The sequence below is a fragment of the Mycobacterium sp. 1245852.3 genome (assembly GCF_001669335.1).
GTDB lineage: Bacteria > Actinomycetota > Actinomycetes > Mycobacteriales > Mycobacteriaceae > Mycobacterium > Mycobacterium europaeum_A.
Genome location: NZ_LZLL01000103.1, coordinates 1 through 22,909, shown reverse-complemented (window position 1 = coordinate 22,909; position 22,909 = coordinate 1). Strand labels below are relative to the sequence as shown.

At 69.2% G+C, this 22,909-nt stretch carries 18 protein-coding genes and 1 pseudogene; 12 read left to right on the top strand and 7 right to left on the bottom strand.

Annotation, left to right across the window (positions count from 1 at the left end; all coding sequences use genetic code 11):
- The first annotated feature begins 139 nt into the window (after nucleotides 1-139).
- On the top strand, nucleotides 140-361 hold the full coding sequence (locus A9W96_RS31170; protein WP_066864764.1) for a hypothetical protein: 222 nt from the start codon (nucleotides 140-142) through the stop codon (nucleotides 359-361).
- 66 nt (nucleotides 362-427) lie between these two features.
- On the opposite strand, the gene A9W96_RS04555 is transcribed toward A9W96_RS31170, so the two are convergent.
- The 3 genes from A9W96_RS04555 to A9W96_RS04545 all read right to left on the bottom strand — a co-directional run bounded on the left by A9W96_RS04555 (nucleotide 428) and on the right by A9W96_RS04545 (nucleotide 4,235).
- Nucleotides 428-1,420, bottom strand: coding sequence for a sensor histidine kinase (locus A9W96_RS04555; protein WP_066881265.1), 993 nt, complete (start codon nucleotides 1,418-1,420; stop codon nucleotides 428-430).
- A gap of 141 nt (nucleotides 1,421-1,561) precedes the next feature.
- Nucleotides 1,562-3,019, bottom strand: coding sequence for a FadR/GntR family transcriptional regulator (locus A9W96_RS04550; protein WP_067138113.1), 1,458 nt, complete (start codon nucleotides 3,017-3,019; stop codon nucleotides 1,562-1,564).
- 22 nt (nucleotides 3,020-3,041) lie between these two features.
- Nucleotides 3,042-4,235, bottom strand: a complete 1,194-nt coding sequence (locus tag A9W96_RS04545; RefSeq protein WP_067138111.1) for a thiolase family protein — start codon at nucleotides 4,233-4,235, stop codon at nucleotides 3,042-3,044.
- Between the two features lie 56 nt (nucleotides 4,236-4,291).
- Between A9W96_RS04545 and A9W96_RS04540 the strand changes: the two genes are divergently transcribed.
- Nucleotides 4,292-4,627, top strand: a complete 336-nt coding sequence (locus tag A9W96_RS04540; RefSeq protein ID WP_067138109.1) for a Zn-ribbon domain-containing OB-fold protein — start codon at nucleotides 4,292-4,294, stop codon at nucleotides 4,625-4,627.
- 3 nt (nucleotides 4,628-4,630) lie between these two features.
- Here A9W96_RS04540 and A9W96_RS04535 read toward each other — a convergent pair whose 3' ends face one another.
- Nucleotides 4,631-6,820, bottom strand: a complete 2,190-nt coding sequence (locus tag A9W96_RS04535) for an acyl-CoA dehydrogenase (RefSeq protein ID WP_067138107.1) — start codon at nucleotides 6,818-6,820, stop codon at nucleotides 4,631-4,633.
- Nucleotides 6,821-6,952: 132 nt separating this feature from the next.
- Nucleotides 6,953-7,720 carry an SDR family NAD(P)-dependent oxidoreductase gene (locus tag A9W96_RS04530; protein WP_066864782.1) on the bottom strand — a complete coding sequence of 256 codons (768 nt, stop codon included), beginning with the start codon at nucleotides 7,718-7,720 and terminating at the stop codon, nucleotides 6,953-6,955.
- Nucleotides 7,721-7,832: 112 nt separating this feature from the next.
- Here A9W96_RS04530 and A9W96_RS04525 point away from each other — a divergent pair, with 112 nt between their 5' ends.
- The 5 genes from A9W96_RS04525 (at nucleotide 7,833) to A9W96_RS04505 (ending at nucleotide 14,463) form a co-directional block, all read left to right on the top strand.
- Nucleotides 7,833-9,362, top strand: coding sequence for an ATP-dependent DNA ligase (locus tag A9W96_RS04525; RefSeq protein ID WP_067138106.1), 1,530 nt, complete (start codon nucleotides 7,833-7,835; stop codon nucleotides 9,360-9,362).
- A gap of 54 nt (nucleotides 9,363-9,416) precedes the next feature.
- A complete protein-coding gene (locus tag A9W96_RS04520) occupies nucleotides 9,417-11,678 on the top strand; it encodes a carbon starvation CstA family protein (RefSeq protein ID WP_066881274.1) in 2,262 nt (753 codons plus the stop codon).
- 101 nt (nucleotides 11,679-11,779) lie between these two features.
- Nucleotides 11,780-12,082 carry a hypothetical protein gene (locus A9W96_RS04515; protein ID WP_156753052.1) on the top strand — a complete coding sequence of 101 codons (303 nt, stop codon included), beginning with the start codon at nucleotides 11,780-11,782 and terminating at the stop codon, nucleotides 12,080-12,082.
- Between the two features lie 183 nt (nucleotides 12,083-12,265).
- Nucleotides 12,266-13,783, top strand: coding sequence for an Hsp70 family protein (locus tag A9W96_RS04510; protein WP_066881279.1), 1,518 nt, complete (start codon nucleotides 12,266-12,268; stop codon nucleotides 13,781-13,783).
- 14 nt (nucleotides 13,784-13,797) lie between these two features.
- On the top strand, nucleotides 13,798-14,463 hold the full coding sequence (locus A9W96_RS04505; RefSeq protein WP_067138104.1) for a nitroreductase family protein: 666 nt from the start codon (nucleotides 13,798-13,800) through the stop codon (nucleotides 14,461-14,463).
- Nucleotides 14,464-14,474: 11 nt separating this feature from the next.
- Here the strand turns inward: A9W96_RS04505 and A9W96_RS04500 are convergent, their stop codons facing one another.
- On the bottom strand, nucleotides 14,475-15,431 hold the full coding sequence (locus A9W96_RS04500) for an LLM class F420-dependent oxidoreductase (RefSeq protein ID WP_067138102.1): 957 nt from the start codon (nucleotides 15,429-15,431) through the stop codon (nucleotides 14,475-14,477).
- Nucleotides 15,432-15,461: 30 nt separating this feature from the next.
- Between A9W96_RS04500 and A9W96_RS04495 the strand changes: the two are divergent.
- The 5 genes and pseudogenes from A9W96_RS04495 (at nucleotide 15,462) to A9W96_RS04475 (ending at nucleotide 21,911) form a co-directional block, all read left to right on the top strand.
- Nucleotides 15,462-17,326 (top strand): annotated as a pseudogene (locus tag A9W96_RS04495) (glycoside hydrolase family 15 protein).
- Nucleotides 17,327-17,467: 141 nt separating this feature from the next.
- Nucleotides 17,468-18,676 carry an acetyl-CoA C-acetyltransferase gene (locus tag A9W96_RS04490; RefSeq protein WP_231999587.1) on the top strand — a complete coding sequence of 403 codons (1,209 nt, stop codon included), beginning with the start codon at nucleotides 17,468-17,470 and terminating at the stop codon, nucleotides 18,674-18,676.
- Nucleotides 18,677-18,678: 2 nt separating this feature from the next.
- Nucleotides 18,679-19,455 (top strand): enoyl-CoA hydratase/isomerase family protein, encoded by a 777-nt coding sequence (locus A9W96_RS04485; protein WP_067021482.1) that lies wholly within the window; start codon nucleotides 18,679-18,681, stop codon nucleotides 19,453-19,455.
- Nucleotides 19,452-20,594: a CaiB/BaiF CoA-transferase family protein gene (locus A9W96_RS04480; RefSeq protein WP_067021506.1), complete on the top strand. Its 1,143-nt coding sequence runs from the start codon at nucleotides 19,452-19,454 to the stop codon at nucleotides 20,592-20,594. Before A9W96_RS04485 ends, A9W96_RS04480 begins: the two co-directional genes overlap by 4 nt.
- A 21-nt stretch (nucleotides 20,595-20,615) precedes the next feature.
- Nucleotides 20,616-21,911 carry an acyl-CoA dehydrogenase family protein gene (locus A9W96_RS04475; protein ID WP_066881287.1) on the top strand — a complete coding sequence of 432 codons (1,296 nt, stop codon included), beginning with the start codon at nucleotides 20,616-20,618 and terminating at the stop codon, nucleotides 21,909-21,911.
- A gap of 13 nt (nucleotides 21,912-21,924) precedes the next feature.
- On the opposite strand, the gene A9W96_RS04470 is transcribed toward A9W96_RS04475, so the two are convergent.
- Nucleotides 21,925-22,608, bottom strand: a complete 684-nt coding sequence (locus A9W96_RS04470) for an MspA family porin (protein WP_066864809.1) — start codon at nucleotides 22,606-22,608, stop codon at nucleotides 21,925-21,927.
- Nucleotides 22,609-22,909 lie beyond the last annotated feature (301 nt).

The window sequence follows — 22,909 nt, the reverse complement described above, 5'->3', positions numbered from 1 at the left end:
GCCGCGCGCCGGCACACGCCCCGCATGACAAAATTAATTGCTGATTGCCTCTTTACGCGTGTTGAATAGCCGTTATAACATCCGATCAGTCGGGCGGTTCACCTGCGGGGCTATGCCCTCCAGACGAAAGGATGTTTCGATGAATTCAACGGGGACAAAGAAGGCCCTCAAAGTTGCCGCGGCCGCCGCGGGATTTGTCGTGGTGTTGTTCGCACCGACCGGATGTTTGGTGACGGGGACGACCGGTGCCACCACCGGCGGCACGCTGGGCGGCACCACCGGCGGGACGGTCGGCGGCACGATCGGCGGCACCATCGGCGGCGTGGTGGGCGGTATCACCGGGGCGCTCGGCGGCCTCTGACCGAAAAACGAGCGACTCGCTGGGACTGACGTCTCGGCGGGTCGCTTTTTGCCTGGACCCCTACGGCTAGCCGGCCGGCCCCGCGGCGGGCTCGAACCGCAGATACGCCTGGATCGTCGTACCGGTCCGGGTGGTGTGGGTGCGCACCAGATCCGATATGGCGTTGACGAGGTACAGACCGCGACTCGCGGGACCGCAGGGGCCCGGGTCCAGGCGGCCCACCAGCGGGTCGTCGAGTCGTCCGGAGTCGCGCGCCTCGCAGACCAGATGGCCGTCGTCTTTCCAGAAGGCCAACCGACAGGCGCCCCCGGTGTACATCAGGCTGTTGGTGGCCAACTCGGTGGCGACCAGTTGCAGATCTTCGATGCTTTCCTGGGACAGCCCCATCCAGCCCGCGTAGTCGACGGCAAAGGACCGGGCGGGCCGAAGGTCCGCCGATTTGCGGACCATGTACGTGACGGCCCCGGGACCGGCGGCCAGCGGCCGGTTGCAGCGTTCCAGGACGTCGCCGGGGGCATACGCCGGGCTGTGCTGCAGCGCACCGGATTCCCACAGCAGCGGATGGGTCGCGCGCGCGTCCGCCAGCACCTCATCGTCGAGCTGGCTGGCGTCGTACAGGCACAGGCTGGTCGCCGGGTAGCCGTCCATGGCCTCGTTGACCAGAGCCTCGTGCTCGATACAGGCGACGAACTCCTCATCGCTGCGGCCGGGCCACGCGAGCTGGCTGACGATCCGCACGCGCTGCTCCGGGTGCTCGTCGATGAACGCGCCCTCCGTCGCCATGAACCGGCTCGGATTGCGTGCCACCTCGGTGACGTCGACCATGCGCACGCCGGCGGGCAGCTGGTCGCCGCCGTACAACGCATCGCGCAGCACCTCGAGCGGCTCGGGCGGCACGGCAAGCAACACCGCCTCGTCCAACGCCAAACCGTCGCCGACGAAGCGGCCCACCAAGTCCACAAACTCCTGCTGAGAGTGGTAAATCCCTGCGGTGTGGACGAAACCGTATTGTCTGGTTTCGTTACCCGCCGTCACTTCAGCGCTCTCGCTTTCGATCACTTACGCCAACCCCCTGCTGGATCGGCTGACGCCTTTCCCCCGTGTCAGTACCCAAGTCGGGCCTTCGCTATACCGCGCAACGGATCACATTTAGGTTCACCTCATATGGCGGGGCCGTTTCGACGGCCGCCGCCGCGGCGGCTACAGCCACCAGGAGGCGGCGGCGTCGAGATGACGGCGGAGGCGATAGCAGGCGACGCTGTCGTCGGCGGCCTCGACCGCCTCGACGATCCGCAGGTGGGCGTGGTGCACGGCGAGCACGTCGGACCAGGTCGGCAGCGCCTGTCCGGTGCTCGACCAGTGCCGCCGGAACAACTCGACGATGATCCGCAGGAACAGATCCAGCATTGCGTTGCCGGCGAGTTGCGCGAGGCCGACGTGGAAGTCGAACTCCTCCGCGATCGCCCGGCGCACCTCGTCGGCCGTCTGTCGGGAGTTTTCCGGCAACCCGTGCCGGTGGGTGGCCAGAAACGCCGCGACGTCGGATTCGCCGAGCCGCTTGACGACCTTGGTGACGTTGTCGATCTCGATGGCGTCGCGGACGCAGCGCAGGTCTTCGCGGCTCGGATCGCGGTATTGCAGGTACAGCGCGATCGTGTCGATGCTGGCCTGTGCCGCGGGTTCGGCGACGACGAGCCCGCCGCCGGGGCCGCGGCGCATGTGGGCTATCGAGTGGTATTCGAGCAGCCGTACCGCTTCGCGCAGCACCGCGCGGCTCACCCGGTAGCGCTCCAGCAGAGCCGTCTCGGTGCCGAAGACCGAACCCACCTGCCAACCGCTGGCGGCGATGTCGTCACCGATGGTGGCCGCGAGCAACTCGGCCAGTTTGCCCCGGGGCGCCTCGGAATCGAGTCGCCGGCGCGTCGCACGCCCCGGGCCGCCGTCGCCGGCGTGATGCCGCTGCAGCCAGCCGGTCACGGCCTCGACGTGTCGCTCCGACAGCGTCTTGGCGCGCGCCGAATCCCCGGCGGTGACGGCGGCGACGATCGCGGAGTGGTGGGCGTGCAGATGGTCGACCGCCTCGCTGGCCTCGGTTGCCGAATCCGTTCGCGACGCCAGGGCGTAGCGGGTGGTGAGCCGCATCAGTACGTCGATAAACAGTTGCAGCACCGGGTTTTTGGATTGCTCGGCCAGCGCGATGTGGAACTCGTCGCGCGGCGCCGGTAAGCCGGGCCGCCACTGCTGCTCGGCGTGCAGCACCGCACGCAGCCGCGCGATCCCGGCCTCGTCGATGCGCTCGGCGGCGAGCGAGGCCGCCAACGGCTCGAGCACGAGACGCGCATTGAGCAAGTCGCCCAGCGTCGTGCCGAGGTATTCGAGATAGATGACGACCGCGCGGGTGGCCGGTCCCGCGTCGGGCTCGCAGATGTACAGGCCGCCATTGGGTCCGCGGCGCATCCGCGCGACCTGATGGTGTTCGACCAGCCGCACGGCCTCGCGCAGCACCGACCGGCTCACCCCGAAGCGCTGCTGCAGGGCATGTTCGGATCCCAGCGATTCGCCGACCGCCCAGCCGCGGCGGACGATGTCGGCCTCGATGTCGCGGGCCACCAGCGAAGCGAGTTTGTTCGCCTGGCCGGTCGCGGGCTCCTCAGTCATCCGGGCTCGATCACGCTCGCGCTCAACAGGTCAGCAGCATGCACCCGGCGACGGGCCCACCGCCGACGGAGACCACGCCCACCTCGGGGCGGCGGGCGACCTGCCGCTCCCCCGCGTCGCCGCGCAACTGCAGACACCCTTCGTGCAGCGCCCAGTAGCCGTGCATGCGGCCGGCCGAAAGTTGGCCGCCGTAGGTGTTCAGCGGCAGCTGCCCGTCCCGGGCGATCCGCTCCCCACCCTCGACGAACGGGCCACCCTCGCCGTCACCACAGATGCCGAGCGCTTCCAGCCAGGCCAGGGTGAGGTAGGTGAATCCGTCGTAGAGCTGGGCGACCTGGAGGTCGGCGGGTGTCAACGTCGTGCGCGACCACATCTGGGCCGCGGCATCCGACATCGCCATCTTGGGGTAGTCGGCGCGGTGAAACCAGCCACCGGCGCCGTCGGACCCGCCGATCGCCTCCACCTTCACCGCGCGGTGCGGACAGTCGGCGGCGTACTCCGCGTGCGACACCACCACCGCGATCGAGCCGTCGATCGGGACGTCACAGTCCAGCAGCCCGAGTGGGGTGGACACCAATCGCGCGCCCAGGTAGTCGGCCATCGTCATCGGATCCCGGTACACCGCACGGGAATTCAACGCGGCGTTGCGCCTGCCGTTGAGCGCGATCCAGCCCAGCTGTTCTTTGGTGGTCCCGTACAGATCCATGTGACGGCGGCAGTTGAGCGCCAGCCAGTTGGCGGCCGAATAGGCATGCGCGGCAACCAGATCGTTGACGTCGTCCATCGCACCGACGGCCGGCTTCGGCTCGCCCTCGGGGGTTTCGAACATCCGCGCCAGCGGCGGGGCCGCGGCGTTCTCCTCCTGCTTGACCGGCACCGTGCCGCCGAGCATTTGTATCGTCCGGTACACGACGACGTGGCGGGCCCGGCGTTCGGCGACCGCGCGGCAGGCCGACATCACCGGCGAGAGCAGCCCGCCGGTGCCGAAGCCCGCCCCGCAGTCCGCGGCGTCGATGTGCAGCTGGGCGTTGACGTCCGCGGCGGGCGTGTCGCCGAGGGTCGCGATGCCGTCGAGGTCGGTCGCCGCAAGTCCGGCGTCCTCGATGGCGGCGCGCACCGCCTCCATCGTCAAGTCCAGGCCGGGGATACCGGTGCGGCGGCCGATCCGGGAGATCCCGATGCCGGACAGGATCGCGTCTTTCTCGAAATGCGTCATGCACACCGCCCGTCAGACCACACCGCATCGAATCAATAGAGTGTACTGTATTCGTCGTGTCAGACGGGCCGCTGCTCATCGAGTACTGCGACGACTGTGCGCGCTGGGTGCATCCAGACAGCGGCGTATGCCGCGAGTGCGGGGGTTCGCTGCAGGCGCGGCCGGTTTCCGGGCGGGGCACCGTGTTCACCTACACGGTCAACCATCACTCCTACAACCCGGAGATCCCCACCCCCTACGTCATCGCCATCGTCGAGCTCGCCGAACAGAGCGGTCTGCGGGTCGCCGCCAATATCGTTGACTGCGAACCGGATTCGGTGATCTGCGGCATGCCCGTCGACCTGCGGCCAAAGCGTGGCAGCGGTGGCGCGGCGCAGTTCGCGCCGGCGTGACCCCTAGTTGATCAGCGGGTCGCGGGGCATGCCGAGGATCCGCTCGGCGATCTGATTGCGCGTCACCTCCGACGTGCCGCCCGCGATCGCCATGCCGCGGGCTCCCATCATCAGCCGGCCGGCCAGGGCGCCGGGACCGTCGGTCAGGGCGACCTCGGGACCCAGCAGCGCCGCCATGATCGCGGCGCCTTCCACCATGTGCTCGGCCAGCTTCAGCTTGGTGACGTTGCCTTCCGGTCCGGGGCCCGCGCCTTCCACGCTGCGCGCGGCGCGCCGCAGGTTCAGCAGCCGCAACGCGGTTTCCTCGGCGAGGTACGAGCCGACCCGAATCCGCCCGCCCGCCAACCGATCCGGGCGCTGCTCGGTCAGCTGCACCAGTTGGTCGGCCAGCCCCTCATAGAACGATCCGCTGCCGCCGATGCTGACTCGCTCGTTGCCCAGCGTCGCCCGCGCGACGGTCCATCCGGAGTTGGGCGTCCCGACGACGTCTTCGTCAGGGACGAACAGGTCGTTGAAGAAGACCTCGTTGAAGTCCGAACCGCCGGTGATCTGGCGCAGCGGCCGCACCTCGACCTCGGGCGCCTTCATGTCCACGATCACCGTGGTGATGCCGGCGTGCTTCGGGGCGTCGGGGTCGGTGCGCACCGTGGCCAGGCCGCGCGCACAGTAGTGCGCCCCGCTGGTCCACACCTTCTGGCCGTTGATCTTCCAGCCGCCGTCCACCCGGGTGGCCCGCGTCTTGATCGACGCGGCGTCCGAGCCGGCGTCGGGCTCGGAGAACAGCTGGCACCAGATCTCGTCCTTGCGCAGCGCCTTCTCCACGAATCTTTCGATCTGCCAAGGCGTTCCGTGCTGGATCAGGGTCAGGATCACCCAACCGGTGATCCCGTAGTCAGGACGCTTGATGCCGGCCGCGCGGAACTCCTCCTCGATCACCAGCTGCGCGACCGCGTCGGCCGCACGTCCCCACGGCTTGGGCCAGTGCGGCATCACGTAGCCGGTCTCGATCAGCTTGTCGCGCTGGGCCTCCTTGCTCAGCCCGGCGATCTCGGCGGCGTCGGCGCGGATGCCGGCGCGCAATTCCTCGGCTTCGGGCGGCAGGTCGAGGCTGTTCTCCCGGACAGCGCCGGCGGCGGTGCGCTCGAACACGTCGGCCGCGGGCGCGTCACCGCCGAACAGCGCCGCGCTCACCACCGCCCGGCGCAGATGCAGATGCGCGTCGTGTTCCCAGGTGAAGCCGATGCCGCCGTGCACCTGGATGTTGAGTTCGGCGTTGCGGACGTAGGCGGGAAAGGCCAGCGTCGCGGCCACCGCGGCGATCAGGCGGAACTGCGCTTCGTCCTCGGATAAGTCCTCGGATGCCGCCCGGGCGGCGTCCCAGACGGCGGCGATCCCGGATTCCGCACCGACCAGCATGTTGGCGCAGTGATGCTTGACCGCTTGGAAGGTGGCGATCGTGCGGCCGAATTGCTGGCGCACCTTGGCGTAGTCGACGGCGGCGTCGACGCAGTCCGATGCCCCACCCACGGCCTCGGCGGCCAGCAGGGTGCGGGCGCGGGCCAGCGCCGATTGCCTTGCCCCCGTCAGGATGTCGTCGTCGCCGACGCGCACGTCGCGCAGGCGGACGCGTCCGGATCGCCGCGTCGGATCGAAGTTCTCCGGCACCTCGACCGAGACACCGTCGCGGCCGCGCTCGAGCACCAGCACGTCGTCGCCCGCGGCGATCAGCAACAGGTCGGCCAGCCCGGCGCCCAACACGATTCCGGCGTCACCGTCGGCTGTCCGACCGTTCGAGCCGTCGTTGATCCGCACCTGGCTGTCCAGCCCGATGCCCGCGGTGACCGTCCCGTCGATCAGGCCGGATAACAGCCGCGACTTCTGTTCGGCGGTACCGTCTTTGGCGATCACCGCGGACGCGATGACGGTGGGCACGAACGGTCCCGGCGCCACCGCGCGGCCGAGCTCTTCGATGACCACGACCAGTTCGGGCAGCCCGTACCCGGAGCCGCCGTACTCTTCCTCGATGTGCAGGCCGAGCCACCCCAGCTCGACCAGGTTCGCCCAGAACCCGGGCCGCGACTCGTCCGAGGCGTCGAGCAGCGATCGGGCCGCCCACCGCGCCTTCTGCGAGGTCAAGAACCCGCGGGCCACCTCGGCCAGTTCACGATGGTCGTCGGTTATTGCGATACCCATCAGGGCCCTCCTCGCGCAGCATGCCGGCCGGGTGTGATCGCCCCAGAAGCTGGGTGGCCTGCCCCGCTTCGAGGGGAAGCGGGGCGGCTGCCTAAAGAGTGTACTTAATGCGGGGAGGGCCCCGACGGGGGGTTACTTGGGTGCGAACCGCTGCCCGGCGTCCAGGCGCAGGCACTGTCCGTTGAGCATCGGATTGTCCACGATGGCGGCGGCCAGCTTCGCGTACTCCTCGGGACGGCCGAGGCGCTTGGGGAACGCCGCGTCCTTGGTGAGCTGCGTGGCGAACTCGTCCGGAATGCCCTGCGTCAGACCGGTCGCGAACAGGCTCGGGGCGATGGCCAGCACCCGGATGCCCACCGAGCCCAGGTCGCGGGCCATGGTCAGGCACATGCCGGCGATGCCCGCCTTGGCGGCGGTGTAGGCGACCTGGCCGATCTGGCCCTCGTAGGCCGCGATGGAGGCGGTGTTGATGATGACGCCGCGCTCACCGGTGTCGGGGTCCTCGGGCTCGTTCTTGGCCATGTGCGCGGCGGCCAGCCGGCTGATGTTGAACGTGGCGATCAGGTTGAGGTCGATCACGGACTGGAATGATTCGAGGTCGTGCGGACCGGACTTGGTCAGCGTCCGCTTGGCGATGCCGCCGCCCGCGGTGGTGATCACGACGTGCAATCCGCCGAGCTTGTCGACCGCGGCCTGCAGCGTCTCCTCGGTGCCGGTGAAGTCGGTGACGTCGACGGGATAGAAGGTACCGCCGACGCCCTCGGCGACCGTCTTGCCGTCGGAGCCCTCGCGATCGAGGATGGCGACATCCGCGCCGCGTTCATGCAGCAGCTCGGCGCTGGCACGCCCCATTCCCGATGCGCCGCCGATGACGACGACCTTCTTCCCGTTGATCTCCATCCGGACGTCTCCTTCTTGGGTTGTCAGATCCAGTGCAATCTGTAACGTTACGTAGGCACGCTAGCGTGTCCGCACTCCAGGCCTGTCACCGAGCCGTGCCAAGCTGGCAACCGTGCTCCTTCTCGACGTGGCCACGACGTCATCCGACGTCTCGAGCACGTCGTCGCGGCTGACCAAAGTCGCCCACATCGCCGACCTGCTGCGCCGCGCCGCGCCGGATGGCGCGCTGGTCGCCGTCATCGTGTCGTGGCTGTCCGGCGAGTTGCGGCAGCGCCAGATCGGCGTGGGCTGGGCGGCGCTGCGCTCGCGCCCGCCCGCGGCCACGCACGCCTCGCTGACCGTCGGCGGGGTCGACGCCACCTTCTCCCACATCGGCGCCGTGTCCGGCAAGGGCGCGCAGGCCCGGCGCGCCGCCCTGCTGAACGCGTTGTTCGCCGCTGCCACCGACACCGAGCAGGCCTTCCTGCTGCGGCTGCTCGGCGGCGAGCTGCGCCAGGGCGCGCTGGCCGGGATCATGGCCGACGCGGTCGCCAGGGCCGCGGGCCTGCCGGCCGCCGCGGTGCAGCGCGCCGCGATGCTGGGCGGCGACCTGCCTGCGGTGGCGGCGGCCGCCCTGTCCGGTGCACCCGCGGCGCTGGACCAGTTCACCCTGCGGGTCGGCCGCCCGGTCGGCCCGATGCTGGCGCAGACCGCGACGAGCGTGGCCGACGCGATCGAACGCCACGGCGGCCCAACCATTTTCGAAGCCAAACTGGACGGGGCGCGGGTGCAGATCCACCGCGCCGGTGACGAGGTCACCGTCTACACCAGGAGCCTGGACGACGTCACCGCCCGGCTGCCCGAAGTGGTGGAGGCCACGCTGGCACTGCCGGTCGATCACCTGATCGCCGACGCCGAGGCAATCGCGCTGCGGCCCGACAACTCACCGCAGCGCTTCCAGGTCACCGCCTCACGCTTCGGCCGCTCCGTCGACATCGCCGCAGCCCTTGCCGCACAACGACTTTCGGTGTTCTTCTTCGACGTCCTGCATCGCGACGGCGTCGACCTGCTCGACGCCCCGACCGCCGACCGGCTGGCCGCCCTGGACGCGTTGGTGCCACCGGCGCAGCGGGTCGACCGGCTGCTCACCGCCGACCCCGCGGCGGCGGGCGCCTTCCTGGACGCGACGCTGGCCGCTGGGCACGAGGGCGTGATGGCCAAGGCGCCCGACGCGCCGTATCAGGCGGGGCGCCGCGGCGCCGGCTGGCTGAAGGTCAAGCCGGTGCACACGCTGGATCTGGTGGTGCTCGCGGTGGAGTGGGGCTCGGGGCGCCGCCGCGGCAAACTCTCCAACATCCACCTGGGCGCCCGCGATCCGGGCAGCGGCGAATTCATCATGGTGGGAAAGACTTTCAAGGGCATGACCGACGCCATGCTGGAGTGGCAGACCGCCCGGTTCAGCGAACTGGCCATCGACGGTACGGACGGTTACGTCGTCGAGGTCCGGCCCGAGCAGGTCGTCGAGATCGCCCTGGACGGCGTGCAGAAGTCGTCGCGCTACCCCGGCGGCCTGGCGCTGCGGTTCGCCCGCGTGGTGCGCTATCGCGACGACAAAAGCCCCGCCGAGGCCGACACCATCGACGCCGTGCGCGCGCTGTACTGAACGAGCCGCTTTCCGACAGGCGCAGTTCGTTTTGCGCGCGTAGGGTTTCCGTCCGTGGCGATCACAGGGCACGACAGCGACGTCAGCTACATCCACACCGGCGCAGACCTGCCACCCGTCGCCATCGTCGACCGCTCCCCCATCACCGCGCGGCACAAGATCGTGTTCGCGATCATCGCGGTGCTCGGCGCGGTCGCCTGGGCGATCATCGCCTTCACGCGAGGCGAGACGGTCAACGCGGTGTGGTTCGTGGTCGCGGCGATCTGCACCTACCTCATCGGGTTCCGGTTCTACGCCCGCCTGATCGAGATGAAGATCGTCCGCCCGCGCGACGACCACGCCACGCCGGCCGAGGTTCTCGATGACGGCACCGATTACGTGCCGACGGATCGCCGGGTGTTGTTCGGCCACCACTTCGCGGCCATCGCGGGGGCCGGACCGCTCGTCGGCCCGGTGCTGGCCACCCAGATGGGCTACCTGCCGTGCAGCATCTGGATCGTCATCGGCGCGGTGTTCGCCGGCGCGGTGCAGGACTACCTGGTGTTGTGGATTTCCGCCCGGCGGCGCGGGCGCTCGCTGGGACAGATGGCCCGCGACGAACTCGGCGCCACCGGCGGGGTGGCCGCGCTGCTCGGCGCGTTCGTCATCATGGTGATCATCATCGCGGTGCTCGCGCTGGTGGTGGTGCGGGGGCTGGCCCAGAGCCCCTGGGGCGTGTTCTCCATCGCCATGACCGTTCCCATCGCCGTGTTCATGGGCTGCTACCTGCGGTTCCTGCGCCCCGGCCGGGTCGCCGAGGTTTCGCTCATCGGTGTGGCGCTGCTGCTGCTGGCCGTGGCCGGCGGCGCCTGGATCGGCGAAACCCCTTGGGGTGCATCGTGGTTGAACCTGTCGGCGGTCACGGTGTCCTGGCTGATCATCGGCTACGGGTTCGTCGCGTCGGTGCTGCCGGTGTGGTTGCTGCTCGCCCCGCGCGACTACCTGTCGACGTTCATGAAGGTCGGCGCCATCGCGCTGCTCGCGGTCGGCATCTGCATCGCCCGCCCGGTCATGCAGGCGCCCGCGGTGTCGCAGTTCGCGTCCCGCGGCGACGGGCCAGTGTTCCCCGGCGCGCTGTTCCCGTTCCTGTTCATCACCATCGCCTGTGGGGCGCTGTCCGGATTTCACGCTTTGATCTCGTCGGGGACCACGCCCAAGCTGCTGGAGAAGGAAAGCCAAATGCGGCTGATCGGTTACGGCGGCATGCTGACCGAATCGTTCGTCGCGGTCATGGCGCTGATCAGCGCGGCGGTCCTGGACCAGCACGTGTACTTCGCGCTCAACGCGCCGGCCGCGCAGACCGGCGGCACCGCGGCCACCGCCGCGCACTACGTCAACGGCCTCGGGTTGCGCGGCGCCCCGGCGACCGCGGACCAGCTCACCGCAGCCGCCGCCGGGGTGGGCGAGAAGTCGATCGTGTCGCGCACCGGCGGGGCGCCGACGCTGGCGGTCGGCATGTCCGAGGTGCTCTACCGGGTGTTCGGCGGTGCCGGCCTCAAGGCGTTCTGGTACCACTTCGCGATCATGTTCGAGGCGCTGTTCATCCTCACCGCCGTCGACGCCGGCACCCGCGTCGCCCGCTTCATGCTCTCCGACACCCTCGGAAACCTCGGCGGACCCCTGACCAAGCTGCGCAACCCGAGCTGGCGCCCGGGCGTGTGGCTGTGCAGCCTGGCTGTGGCCGCGGCCTGGGGCAGCATCCTGCTGATGGGGGTGACCGACCCGCTGGGCGGCATCAACACGCTGTTTCCGCTGTTCGGCATCGCCAATCAGTTGCTCGCCGCGATCGCGCTGACCGTCATCACGGTCATCGTCATCAAGAAGGGCCTGCTGAAGTGGGTGTGGATCCCCGGTATCCCGTTGCTGTGGGATCTCGCGGTCACGCTGACGGCGTCGTGGCAGAAGATCTTCTCTCCCGACCCGGCCGTCGGCTACTGGACGCAGCACTCGGCGTACCTGGCGGCCAGGCAGGCGGGCAAGACGGTGTTCGGTTCGGCCAAGAACGCGCACCAGCTCGACGACGTCATCCGCAACACCTTCATCCAAGGCTCGCTGTCCATCCTGTTCGCGGTGGCCGTCGTCATCGTCGTGATCGCCGGGGCCGTCGTCGCTCTCGGGGCGATCCGCGGGCCCGGCCGGCCGCTGACCGAGGACGACCCGGTGCCCTCGAAGTTCTTCGCCCCCTCGGGTCTGATCCCCACCGCCGCCGAGCGCGAATTACAGCGGCAATGGGACGAGCTGCCGAAGCGCGGGAGCGAGTCGCGCACAGATAGGTAGTCGACTACGCGTGCGTACTGGTGGGCACCGACCGTACGTTAACCGCATCAGCGGCCGAACTACCTGGTCAACGCGGCCGCAGCGCGAAGAAGGTGAACGAAATGCTGGTCACGTCAACGGGACTCCGTACCCCGCCCGATACCGTCAACAAGCCCACCGCACCACCGTCCTCGGCGGCGCCCTCGGTCGAGGCGGCCCCCGCCGAGGTACTGATCACCACCCAGCAGGTGCTCTTCGGCGCCGCCGTTGTCCAGGGGGCGCGTCGTGCCCCCCTCGCCCGCCGCATCGGCGCCGCGCTGCGGCGGATGGCCGCGAACGCGAACACGCCGCGCCATCCCCACCCCCCGAGGTACTACGGCTACATCGAGGACGCCCGCATGGCACGCGCGATGGACCGGCTGTGAACGCAACCATCAGCGTCGTCTGCGCCGGGTTGATGGTGCTGCTGGCGATGGGGACCTACAACCTGCAGTGGTGGCTCGAGCGCAACGACTACGAGCGCCATTTCGAGGACTGACTCCAACGCGGACGGCACGCCGGGCAAAAAGGTTGTGCCCAAGCCCGCGTCGCGGTCCTAAACTTGCGCGATGAGAGTCGGTATCGACTTCGGCACCACCCACACCGTCGTCGCGGCCGTCGATCGCGGCAACTATCCCGTCGTCTCCTTCGAGGGCGACGATGCGTGGCCGTCGCTGATCGCCGCCAACGCCGCCGGGCAGTTGCGCTTCGGCCCGGACGCGGCCGCCGTTCGCCACGACCCGGCATGGTCGGTGCTGCGCTCGTTCAAGCGCCTGCTCAACGACGCCGGACCGCAGACCGAAGTCAGCCTGGCCGGGCGCGCCTATCGGCTGGCCGACCTGCTCACCGGCTTCCTGTCTCAGCTGAAAACCGATCTGCAGCGCAACTCGAACGTCACCCCGTCCCCGGGCGAACCCATCGAGGCCGCGATCAGCGTGCCGGCCAACGCCTCGAGCGCCCAGCGCCTGCTTACCCTGGACGCCTACGTGGCCGCCGGTTTCCGGGTCGTCGCGCTGCTCAACGAACCGTCGGCCGCCAGCCTGGAATACGCCCACCGGTACCGCTCGACCATCACCGCCAAACGCGAATACGTGCTCATCTACGACCTCGGGGGCGGCACGTTCGACGCGTCGCTGCTGAAGATGACCGGACACGCCAACGAGGTGGTGGTCAGCGAGGGCATCCAGCGCCTCGGCGGTGACGACTTCGACGACGCGATCGTCGAGCTCGTGCTGGCCGGCGCCGGCCTGCCCGGCCTCGACCCGGCCCAGCGCGACCTGTTGGCCGAGGAGTGCGCCACCCGCAAGGAGGCCGTCGGGCCGCAGACGCGCCGCTTCCTGGTGGACCTGTCCCCGCTCGATCGGCCTCCCTTCTCCTGCCCCATCGACGACGTCTACGGCGTGTGCGCACCGCTGGTCGACCAGACGATGGCGCTGCTGCGCCGCGTCCTGCACGATCCGGCGCGCGGACGCACGGACGTGGACTGGTCGGAGGTGGCGGGCATCTACGTCGTCGGCGGGGCAGGCGGTTTCCCGCTGGTGTCGCGCATGCTGCGCAGCACCTTCGGCGAGAAGCGGGTGAAACGCTCGCCGCATCCCTTCGCCGCCACGGCCATCGGCCTTGCCGTCTTCCTCGACAAGGAGTCCGGTTTCGCACTGTCCGAACGCTTTTCGAGGAATTTCGGGGTGTTCCGGGAGGCCGAGGCGGGTGCCGGGGTCGTCTTCGACCCCATCGTGTGCAAGGACGTTTCGCTGCCGGCCGACGGGCGTTCCCCGCTGGTGGTGAAGCGCAAATACCGAGCGGCGCACAACATCGGGCACTTCCGCTTCGTGGAGTGCAGCCGGCTGGTCAACGGGCGGCCGGACGGCGACGTCACGCCGTATGACCCGGTGCTGTTTCCATTCGACCCGGCCCTGCACGACCGAGACGACCTGCGGCGTCAGCCGGTCGGCCGCTGGACCGACGGACCCGACGTGGAGGAACGCTACGTCATCGCCCCCAGCGGTGCCGTGGAGGTGACGCTGACGACGCACCCGGCGGGGTTCGAACGCACCTTCCGCCTGGAGCGGCGCGCGTCCGCGAGTTGATGAGCCATCCCGCCATGCAGCTGTACGACGTGATGCGAACGACCTTCGCGGCACGGGAATTCACCGACGACCCGCTGCCCGACGAGGTGCTGAGCCGCATCTTCGAGCACGCCCGGTTCGCTCCCAGCGGTGGCAACCGGCAGGGCGCCCACGTCACCGTGGTGCGCGACGAGGCGATCCGCCGGCGGCTGGCCGAGCTCGGCAAGCCCGCCGCCCGCCGTTACTTCGCCCAGCTGCAGGCGGGCGAAAACCCTTGGAACTTGGTGCATCCCAGCGGCGTGCCGCAAGACGTCGTTGACGCAACCGAGGTCCCCGACACGTTCGTGGCACCGATCGCCAAAGCGCCTGTCGTCCTTGTGGTTTCGGTGGACTTGGCCGTCGTCGCGGCCGTCGATCAGGACCTGGACCGCGTCGGCATCGCCGGGGGCGCGTCGGTTTACCCGCTGATCTGGAACATCTTGCTCGCCGCGCGCGGCGAGGGTTACGGCGGCACCATCACGACGATGGCCATCGCGTCCGAAGATCAAGTCCGTCGCCTGCTGGGCATCCCCGACCAGCATGCGGTGGCCGCGGTCGTGCCGCTGGGAAAACCGGTGCGGCAGTTGACCAAGCTGCGCCGGCGGCCGGTCGCGGAGTTCATCACTCGTGATCGATTCGACGGCCCGGCGTGGTGCGGGTGATCGGCTGAGCCCTACCCGCGCACCTGGGGCAGCACGTCACGCTGCCACGCCGCGAAGAACCCGTCCATGTCGGAACCGATCTGCTGCACGTAGATCTCGTCGACGTCGGCGTCGATGTACTCGCGCACCTGCGCGACGTGCTTGTCGGGGTCCGGGCCACAGGCCACGCTCTCGCCGACGGTCTCCGTAGGCACCAGCGACTGCAGCGCGGCGAAATCCTTGGGCCGGGGCAGGATTTGGGACGTCTGGCCGGGCAACCCCTCGTTGGCCCACAACCGGTGCGCGGTTTTCAGCGCGGCGTCGGCGTCGGCGTCCCAGCACACCTTCGTTCCGCCCTGCACCGGCTTGTTGCCGCCCCCGGCCTCGCGGAACTGCTTGACCAGGTCCCCGTCGGGCATGGCGATGCTGTAGCCGTCGCCGATGCGGGCGGCCAGCTCCACGGCCTGCGGGCCGAATGCCGAGACGTAGATCGGCACCGGCTGCTCGGGCCGGGTGTAGACCTGGGCCTCCTGCACCTCGTAGTGCTTGCCGTGGTGGCTGACCTCGCCGCCCTTGTGCAGCTTGCGAATGACGTCGATCGCCTCCTCGAGCATCTCGAGCCGCACACCGGCCGACGGCCAGGGATCGCCCAGGATGTGCTCGTTGAGCGCCTCGCCGCTGCCGACCCCCAGCACGAAGCGCCCGTCTAGCTGCACGGCCGCGGTGGCCGCGGCCTGCGCGATGATCGCCGGGTGGATCCGAATGGTCGGGCAGGTGACGGCGGTGCTGACCGGTAACGACGTCGCCTCCGACAACGCACCGATCACTCCCCACACGAAAGGGCTCTGACCCTGCTCGTCATTCCAGGGGTGATAGTGGTCGGAGATCCACAGCGCGTCGAATCCCGCGTCCTCGGCCCGCTTGGCCTGGTCGATGAGCTCCTTCGGGCCGAATTGCTCGCAGGTGAGAAAGTATCCGATCTTGGTCATGGCGCCCGGCTACCCGCTGCGCGCCCGGTTATGCACCCACCGCGCCGTTTACCTGCGGCGTGTGGGGGAACCCGTTCCTACGTGCCGGCGCCAGAACTTGATACCGAGACCTCGGCGCCGACCGAATCTCCTTACCGCACAGCCGGTTTCGCGGCGCTGAGTAGCTATGCGGCGATCGGTGACGGCCGCACGGTGGCGCTGGTGGCCGAAGACGGCGCCATTGATTGGTTTCCGATTCCGGATTTGGATTCGCTCCCGGTATTCGCCGCGCTGCTCGACCAACCCAACGGCGGACGCCTGGACCTGACGCCGACCGTCCCGTTTCACACGCGGCGGCGTTACCTGCCGAAGACCAACGTTCTGGAAACGACCTTCGTCACCGAGTCGGGACGGGTCCGGGTCACCGACGCGCTGAACATCGGCTTCGGTGGCCGGCTGCCGTGGACCGAACTCGCCCGCCGCGTGGAGGGCCTCGACGGGACGGTGCCGATGCGCTGGCGGGTCGCGCCGGGGACCTGCTTCGACCATTCCTCGCCGTGGGCGCGGCGCACCCCGCACGGCGCGGTGCTGCGAGCCGGGTCGCTCAACGTGGGCGTGTGTGTCTCGGAGCAGCTCGACGTCGAGTGGACCGACCAGACGGCGTCCGGAACGTTCACCGCGACGGCCGGCCTGCGGAGGCTGATCGGCCTGGTCGCCTCGGAGTCCGAACCGCTGATGCTGTCGTCGGCGTCCGACATCGACGAGGGGCTGGACAAGACCATCGCGTTCTGGCGGAACTGGTCCGGGCAGTTCGAATGCCCCGAGTCGTGGGCCGAGGCGGTGCGTCGCAGTGTGTTGCTACTCAAGCTGCTCATCTTCAGTCCGACCGGCGCCATCGCGGCGGCCGCGACCACCTCGCTGCCCGAACGGATGTCGGGCGGAAAGAATTGGGACTACCGCTTCGCATGGATCCGCGATACCGCATACACGCTGTCCGCCTTGCGCCGCTTCGGGATTCGCGAGGAGACGCACGCCGCCGTGGCTTGGCTGCTGCGAACCGTCCGCCGGCACATTCCCGATGTGGGTGTCTTCTACTGCCTCGACGGTTCACCGCCTCCCCCGGTGAGCCGGTTCGAGGCGGCCGGCTGGCGCGGAATCGGCCCGGTGGTGACCGGTAACCGCGCCGACGGGCAGCTGCAGCTGAGCATCTTCGCCGACCTCTTTGACACAGTGCGGCTCTACGTTGACAGCGGCCACGTCCTGGATACCGAAACCGGCCATCTGCTGGCGGATTTCGCAGATCGGGCGTGCGACGCCTGGCGCCACCGCGACGCCGGCATGTGGGAATTGCCGCGCAAGAGCACTACACGACGTCCAAGCTCGGCTGTTGGCAGGCGCTGCGGTGCGCGGTCTACCTGGCCGACCAGGGCCAGATTCCCGGCGACCCCGGCCGCTGGGCCGGCGAGGCCGAGCGGATCAGCGATTGGGTGCAGCGCCACTGCTGGAATGACGAGCTGGGCAGCTACGAATGGTTTCCGGGCAGCGGTCAGCTGGACGCGTCGATTCTGCTGCACGCCGGCAGCGGGTTTGACCGTGGCGAACGGATGTCCGCCACGATCGACGCACTACGTCGCGAGTTAGGCTGCGGGCCTTTGCTTTTCCGGTTCAGTGGCGCGCGTGACGAGGAACGCGAAGGGGCGTTCGTCGCATGCTCGTTCTGGGCCGTCTCGGCGCTGCACCATGTGGGTCGCACGTCAGAGGCCCGTGACCTGATGGCCGAACTCGTCGAGCTGACCAACGACGTCGGCGTGTTGCCCGAAATGATCGATGCCGACGACCGCTCGTTCATGGGCAACCTGCCGCAGGGCCTCAGCCACCTCGCGTTGATCGGGGCGGCGCTCGACCTGGAGTCGTGACGACCTGGGGCCCCGAACGAGAACAGCTTCGCTAATTTTGAGAAGGCGGTTCTCCACTGCCGAGAGACGGATTACGATCGCTGGTGACCTGTGCCGGTCTCGTCCGAACCACAACGATCGGAGTCCCTCATCGACGCCTGGATTCTCGACGCGGTCCGCACGCCCCGCGGGCGCGGCCGCCCCGACGGCGGACTGCACGGCGTGCACCCGCAGGCCCTGCTCGCGCGGTGCCTGACCGCACTGGCCGAGCGGGTCGGCTTCGACCCGGCCGACGTCGACGACGTGATCGCGGGCAACGGCATCCTGTCCGGAGACCACGGCGACGACATCGCCCGCCTGTCGGTGCTGCTGGCCGGCTGGCCGCAGAGCGTGCCCGGGATGACGCTGAGCCGATTCTGCGGGTCGGGTCAGCAGGCGGTGACCGTGGCGGCCTCGGCCATCGCCGCCGGCAGCGAGAATCTGATGATCGCCGGCGGCGTCGAATCCATGTCACGCTGGGACGTCACCGCGGGAGTCCCGACCATCGACGGCAACAACCCGGATCTTCGTGCGCTGTATCCGACCGTCCCGCAGGGTATTTCGGCCGACCTGATCGCCACCCTGGAGGGATTCGACCGCGAGACCGTCGACGCCTACGCCGCGCAGAGCCAGCGCCGCGCCGGCGCGGCCATCGAGCAGGGCCGCTTCGAGCGGTCGCTGATCGACGTGCCGACTCCGCACGGTCGCGTCGAACGCGACGAGCATCCCCGCCCCGGTACCACCACCGAGTCGCTGGCCCGCCTCAAACCGGCCTTCGCCGCGCTGGGCGCCGCGTGCGCCGACGGCGAGCAACGCACGTTCGACGAGATCTGCCTGCAGCGCTACCCCGACATCGACCGCATCGATCACGTGCACCATGCGGGCAACTCGTCCGGTGTCGTCGATGGCGCCGCGGCGGTTGCGCTGGCCTCGTCGAACTGGCTGCACACCCATCGGGTCACACCGCGCGCGCAGATCAGGGCCACCGCGGCCATCGGCAGCGAACCCATCATCATGCTCACCGCCCCCGGCCCCGCGGCCCAGCGATGTCTTCAGCGGGCGGGCATGACCGTGGCCGACATCGATCTGTGGGAGATCAACGAGGCCTTCGCCGCCGTCCCGCTCAAGACGATGCGCGACCTCGACATCGACCCCGAGGTGGTCAACGTCAACGGCGGGGCGATCGCGCTCGGGCACCCCATCGGCGCCACCGGCGCCATGCTGATCGGCACCGTCCTGGACGAGCTCGAACGTCGTGACCTGACAACGGGTCTGGTCACCATGTGCACCGGCGGCGGGATGGGCACGGCGACGATCATCGAGCGGGTGTGAACATGGCGGACACCGTGTCCCTCGAACGGCCCTGCGACGGGGTCGCCGTCCTGCGGCTGAATCGCCCGCAGCGGCTCAACGCCATCAACGAGGCGATGCAGACCGAATTGCGCAACGGGCTCGGCGATCTGGCCGCCGACCCGGCCGTACACGCCGTGGTGCTGACCGGCGCCGGACGCGGGTTCTGCGCGGGCATCGACGTGCGCGACTTCGGCCCCTCGATGCTCGAAGCGAGCGCACCCGCGTTGGACCGGATGCGCTTCCAGGAAAGGATGGCCGCCCTCGCCGAAGCGGTGCGCGCGTTGCCGCAGCCCGTCATCGCCGCGGTCAATGGCCCCTGCGTTGGCGCCGGACTCGCGCTGTGCCTGGCCGCCGACATCCGAATCTGTTCGACGGCAGCATCTTTCGCCAATGCCGCCATCCTGCTCGGGCTCTCGGGTGCCGAGATGGGCATGAGCTACCACCTGCCGCGCATCGTCGGCACCAGCGTGGCCGCCGACTGGATGCTGTCCGGTCGCACCGTTTCGGCCACCGAGGCCGACCGTCGCGGGCTGGTCAGTGAGGTCGTCGAGCCGGACCGACTGGCCGACCGCGCGGTCGAGCTGGCGTCGCTGATCGCCGGCCACGCCCCGCTGGGCGCGCAACTGACCAAGCGCGCCCTTCAAATCAACACCGACGCCGCGAGCCTGGCGTCGGCGATGGAACTGGAAAACCGCAACCAGGTGATTTCCCACGCCACCGACGAGGCGGCGCAGCGCCGCAAGAAGTGGTCGTCATGACCGGTCCGCTGCGCGGTGTGCGCATCGTCATGATGGGCGGCCTGGGGCCCGCACCGCTGTGCGGAATGCTGTTGGGCGACTTGGGCGCCGAAGTCATCCGCATCGACGCGCTGGCCGGTGTCGACGGTCCGCCGCCCGTCGACCACACGGTCCGCCGCAGCCAGCGGTCACTGGCCGCCGATGTGAAGGACCCACGCGGGCGCGACCTCGTCCACCGCCTGACCGCCGACGCCGATGCCTTCGTGGACGTGTACCGGCCTGGGGTGGCCGAGCGCCTGGGCATCGGCCCGGATGCGTTGCGGACGCGCAACCCCCGGCTGGTCTATGCCCGCATGACCGGCTACGGACAGGACGGGCCCTTGGCCGGTCACGCCGGGCATGACATCAATTACCTTGCGCTCACGGGCGCCCTGCACGCCATCGGCACCGCCGAATCACCGGTGCCGCCCTTGAATCTCGTCGGCGATTACGGCGGCGGCGCAATGCTATTGGCGGTCGGTCTGCTCAGCGCGATCCTGGAGGCCCGCCAGTCGGGTCAGGGGCAGGTCCTCGACGTGGCGATGGTCGACGGCGTCGCCGCGCTGCTGGCACCGTATTTCGGCATGCTGTCGGCGGGCACGTGGCGCGACCGGCGTCAGGACAATCTGCTCGACGGCGCCGCGCACTTCTACGGCACCTACGCCACGGCCGACGGGGGCCACATGGCCGTCGGCGCCATGGAGCCGAAGTTCTACGCCGAACTGTGCGATCGGCTCGGCGTGAACGTGCCGCACGACGACGACGATCCGACGGCGTGGGCCGACCACCGGGCCGCACTGGCCGCGCGCTTTGCCGAGAAGTCCCGCGCCGAATGGGAGCGCCTGCTGGGCACGCCGGGATGCTGTGCGACACCGGTGCTTTCGCTGACCGAGGCGCCGCGGCATCCACACAACGTCGCGCGGCGCACGTTCGTCGAGCTTGACGGCCTCACCCAGCCCGCACCGGCCCCGCGCTTCTCCCGGACCCGTCCGGCCACGCCCGCGCCTCCGTCGCTACCCGGCGATCACACCCGCGCGGTGCTGCGCGAGCTGGGCCTGGCCGCCAACGACATCACCGCGCTGGAGGATGCCGGCGTGGTGGCCCAGAGCAGTGCAAAGTGACCGATCCAGAGAGGACGACACATGTCGTGGGACTTCTCCACCGACCCGGAGTGGGCCGAACAACTGCAGTGGGTCGAAGGCTTCGTGCGCGAGGAGTGCGAGCCGATCGACTTGATTGTCACCGAATCCCACGACCTCAATGACCCGGTGCGTCAGGCGCTGATCCCGCCGCTGCAGGACATCGTGAAAAAGCGCGGGCTGTGGGCGACCCACCTGGGCCCGCACCTGGGCGGTCCGGGCTATGGGCAGGTGAAATTGGCGCTGCTCAACGAGATTCTGGGGCGCTCGGAATGCGCGCCGATCGTCTTCGGGTCGCAGGCCCCTGATTCGGGCAACAGCGAAATCCTGGCGCACTACGGCACACCCGAGCTCAAAGAGCGCTATCTGGAGCCGCTGCTGGACAACCGCATCATCTCCTGTTTCTCGATGACCGAGCCACAGGGCGGCGCCGACCCGAAGGTGTTCCGCACCACCGCCGTACAAGACGGTGATCACTGGGTCATCAACGGGGAGAAGTGGTTTTCGTCGTTCGCCTCGATGGCGTCGTTCCTGATCGTGATGGCGATGACCGATCCCGACGCGCCGCCCTACGAGCGCTACTCGATGTTCGTCGTCCCCGGCGACACCCCCGGCATCAACGTGCTGCGCGACGTCGGGCTGGGATACCAGCCGATCGGCGGTGGGCGTGAGGGTTATGTGCGCTACGACAACGTCCGGGTGCCCGCCGAGAACATGCTGGGGCCGCGCGGCGGGGCGTTCGTCGTCGCGCAGACCCGCCTGGGCGGCGGGCGGATTCACCACGCGATGCGCACCGTGGGACTGGTCCGGCGGATCTTCGACATGATCTGCGAACGGGCCGCGTCGCGCTACACCCAGGGCGAGGTGCTGGCCAACAAGCAGCTGGTGCAGGAGATGGTCGCCGACTCCTGGATGGAGATCGAGGCGTTCCGGCTGCTGACGCTCCAAACAGCTTGGAAGATCGACCAATTCAACGACTACAAGGCCGTTCGGGCCGACATCTCGGCGGTCAAGGCGATGATGCAGAAGGTGCTGCACGACGTGTCATCGCGGGCGCTTCAGTTGCACGGCTCGTTGGGCACCACCCACGAGATGCCGTTCGTGCAGTATCTGGTCGAGTCGTTCGTGCTCGGGCTGGCCGACGGTCCGACCGAAGTGCACAAGGTCACGCTGGCCCGGCTGTTGCTGAAGGACCGTGAACCCGCGCCGGATCTGTTTCCCTCCGAACATCTGCTGCGGTTGCGGGCGGCCGCCGAGGCCAAGTTCGCCGACAAGCTGGCGGGCATCCCCCGGGGCTGAGCGGCGAGCCCGCTCAGACTTTCTTGGTGACGCCGACGTAGGACAGCACCACATCGGATTGGTCGGTCACTCGATTGAGCACCGCGTAGGAGCGGATGAACGACTCACCCACGCAACCGTCGATCTTGACGTGGAAGTTGCTGACCATCACCCAGGGATTCGGTGCCCTGAACTGTTTCTTGACCACCGGCACCACGACGACCAGGCCCGGCTTGAGCCCCACGTTGAGGATGCCCGCGATCGGGGCGACGACCAACGGAAGCACGTCTCCCGGCACTCCGGTCACCGGTCCGGTCACACCCGGGGTGATGCCGGCGCTGCCACCGATCGTGACGCCGTCCGACGTGCTCATGTCGATGCCACAGCCGATCTCATAGCCCACCTCGAGGACGCCCTGGGGCGGTCCCGGCCCGATGAGGGAGCCGACGAATATCCCGCTGGCGACGTATTCGCGGGACGACACCGCGGTGGTCAACGGTGCCACCGGAACCTGCTGCTCGTCGCGGGCGCCCAGACCGAGGGTCCAGCCGTCGGGGGTGTGCAGGACTGCGGGGGGATTCGAGGGAATCGCTCCCTCCGCCTCCGGCGCCGCTTCCGCAGCAACCGGGGCGGCGTCGGGATCCGCGCATGTCGACGGCGCCGTAGGCAGCGAAACGGCCAGGCAGGCGGCGGCCACCAGGGCGCGACGAACGACCACGGCAATCGGCCTCACGGGCGACACCGTACGCACCCGGCGTTTCGAGTCACGAGATTTGCTGGGCGGCCCACCGAAGTCGTTGTGGGTTTGTAACTGTTACGCGATATGCGGTCAACGGTAGAATCGGCGTTTCAGCAGCCAGCAATTCGGCCAGAAACCGAGGAGGCGGCGATGACGGTTCGCACCCGGACTCGCGCAATGCTGGTCTGCGCGACGACGGCCATCGCCCTGGCGAGCGGCGCCGGCATGGCCCACGCGGACCCGAACGTCGATCCCCGCCCCCAGCCGCCGGGCATGGACG